The organism is Mycobacterium sp. TH-M82 (assembly GCF_057473605.1).
In genome coordinates, this window is sequence record NZ_JBYCKY010000462.1 from 1 (window position 1) to 2,420 (window position 2,420).

Sequence of the window (2,420 nt, forward strand, 5' to 3'; positions counted from 1 at the left end):
CGCCGGCGTGGGCGGTGCAGACCAACGGGGCACCCAATGTTTACGAACTGCCGAACAGCCCCGCGACCGACTTCTCCAATCCGGCGGAGAACCAAGCGTGGGATGCGTTCTGGTCGAACTCTGCAGCACCCAACGGGGCCGGGCTGGAAAACGACTACGCCCAGATGTGGGAGGCTGTTGCGGCTTACTTCAAAAACAATCCCGACGTCGCGGGCTTTGAGATCATGAACGAACCGCATCCGGGCAACGTCCTAGACGAGCTTCATCTGGGTAACGCAACGGTGGCAGACGTACTAGGAGACCCCCACTTTGACGCCCAGGAGCTCACCCCGTTCTACAACCAGGTGGACTCGGCAATTCGAGCCGTCGACCCGACCACGCCGGTCTGGTTCGAACCGAACGAGCTGTTCGACGCCGGGATTCCCACCCACCTGGGCACGGTCAATGACCCCAACACGGTCTTTTCGTTCCACGACTACTGCTATTTTTCATCGTTGTGTCCCGCTGAGCCGGATTTCACCGCTAGCGAGGCAAGCGCCTACGCGAAGGCCCACCATATTCCGGCGATGATGACGGAGTTCGGTGCCACCACCAACCTCACCGACATCAACGACGAAATGCATGCCGCCGACCAGCAGCAGGTGGGCTGGTCGGAGTGGGCCTTTAGCAACGCCGAAATAAGACCCTCGCCAGACGAGGACTTGGTGCTCAACGCCCACTTGCCTCCGAGCGGCGACAATCTCCACTCCGCCGTCCTGAAGACCCTGGCCGAGCCGTACCCTCAGGTGATTTCAGGCACCCCGAATTCCTGGTCGTTTGAGAACGGCACCTTCCAGTTCAGCTACTCCACCGAGATGGCTTCCGGCCAGGGCAGTTTCCCGGTCGGCTCGCAGACCGACATCTCGACCCCGGCCGTCGAGTTCCCCAACGGCTACCAGGTGCAGGTGACCGGCGGCCACGTGGTTTCGGCGGCCGATGCCCCCACCCTGGTCATCGCCTCGGATGCCGGCGCGAGCACCATCAGCGTCACCGTGACACCCGCCAGTGGCGCATCAGGGTAAAGCCTGATGGGCCCTGGCGAGATCACCCCGGACCATATCGACTACCTGTCGTTCAGCGGCTGGATCGACCGGCCGGCGGATATCGCCGCTGCCCTGGCCGTCGAGGTGACCTGTGACGTCGCGGTCATCGGTGGCGGCTACAGCGGGATGGCGGCGACGTTGCGGCTGGCCGAGCGGGGCGCAACGGTGGTTCTACTCGAATCGGGATTCTGCGGATGGGGCGCGTCGTCGCGCAACGCCGGCCATCTGACGCCCACGATCAGCGGTGACCCACGGCTGCTGAGCACCGTGTACCGTCGCCGCGCCGCCAACCTGGTCCGGATGGCCGACCACGCGGTCCACTTCACCGAAGGTCTGATCACCCGACTCGCGATCGAGTGTGACTACCAGCCGACCGGGAACGTCTCGGCAGCAATGACTGTCGCTCAGCTGCGACGCTCGGAGCGGATCACGGAAACTCTTCGCAACGCCGGTGCCGACGTCGCCTTCGTCACGGGCGACGACGCGGGCCTGCCCGAGGCCTTTCTCGGCGGCATTCTCGAAGGGGCGGGCGGCATATTGAACCCCGGCAAGTTCGCGCGCGGTCTGCGTGAAGCGGTATTAACTTGTGGTGCCAGGGTATTCGAACGGACACCGGTGTTGGCGCTCAACCGCGGCCGCACCGGGGTGGTCCTCAGCGTGCCGGGCGGTAGTGTGCGCGCGGAGCGAGTCATCCTTGCCACCAACGCTTACACTCGCGATCTCGACTTTGCGCCGAAGCGGATCGTCGCGCCCATGTGGATCACCCTCGCCGAGACCGAGCCGATCGATTCCGCCCGGCTGCAGGCGACCGGCTGGACCAGCCGAAGTGGTGTATACACCCAGCACCTGATTCTGGAGAGCTATCACCAAACATCCCGGAACACAGTCGTCTTCGGCAGCCGGGTCGCGCAGCCACCGCGAGGAGCACTGGGTGCCCGAGTGCCGAGTCAGCGTGTGGTGGCCGACATCGTGCGCGGCTTTCACGATCGTTTCCCCTCGCTGCGCGATGTCGGGGTGCGCCGTACCTGGGGCGGATGGATTGCGATGACACCGTCGTGGCTGCCGGTGGCCGGCGGGGCCGGCGGACGGGTTTTCTACGCCATGGGCTACAACGGTCACGATCTGGCCCAGGCGCCCTATCTGGGCACTATGCTCGCCGACCGCCTGGCCGGTGACGAGCGGCAGGACGATCTCGAGACGGTTTGGCAGGCGCGCCCGCGGTTCACTCCCACGCCGCTGTTCTCCGGCCCGATGCTACGGCTGGGCTGGGGGATCGACCGCGCCTGGGATCACTTCAACGCGTAGGGCACTGGGCCTGACGGTGACGGTTGCGGTTAC

The 2,420-nt window shown here is 65.1% G+C and carries 2 protein-coding genes; both read left to right on the forward strand.

The features are described from left to right. Positions 1-1,061, forward strand: a 1,061-nt coding sequence (locus AC2VON_RS14210; RefSeq protein ID WP_486953527.1) for a cellulase family glycosylhydrolase, incomplete at its 5' end; no start/stop codon positions are given. A 6-nt stretch (positions 1,062-1,067) separates the two neighbouring features. Continuing rightward, positions 1,068-2,387, forward strand: coding sequence for an NAD(P)/FAD-dependent oxidoreductase (locus AC2VON_RS14215; RefSeq protein ID WP_486953528.1), 1,320 nt, complete (start codon positions 1,068-1,070; stop codon positions 2,385-2,387). Positions 2,388-2,420: the final 33 nt, after the last annotated feature.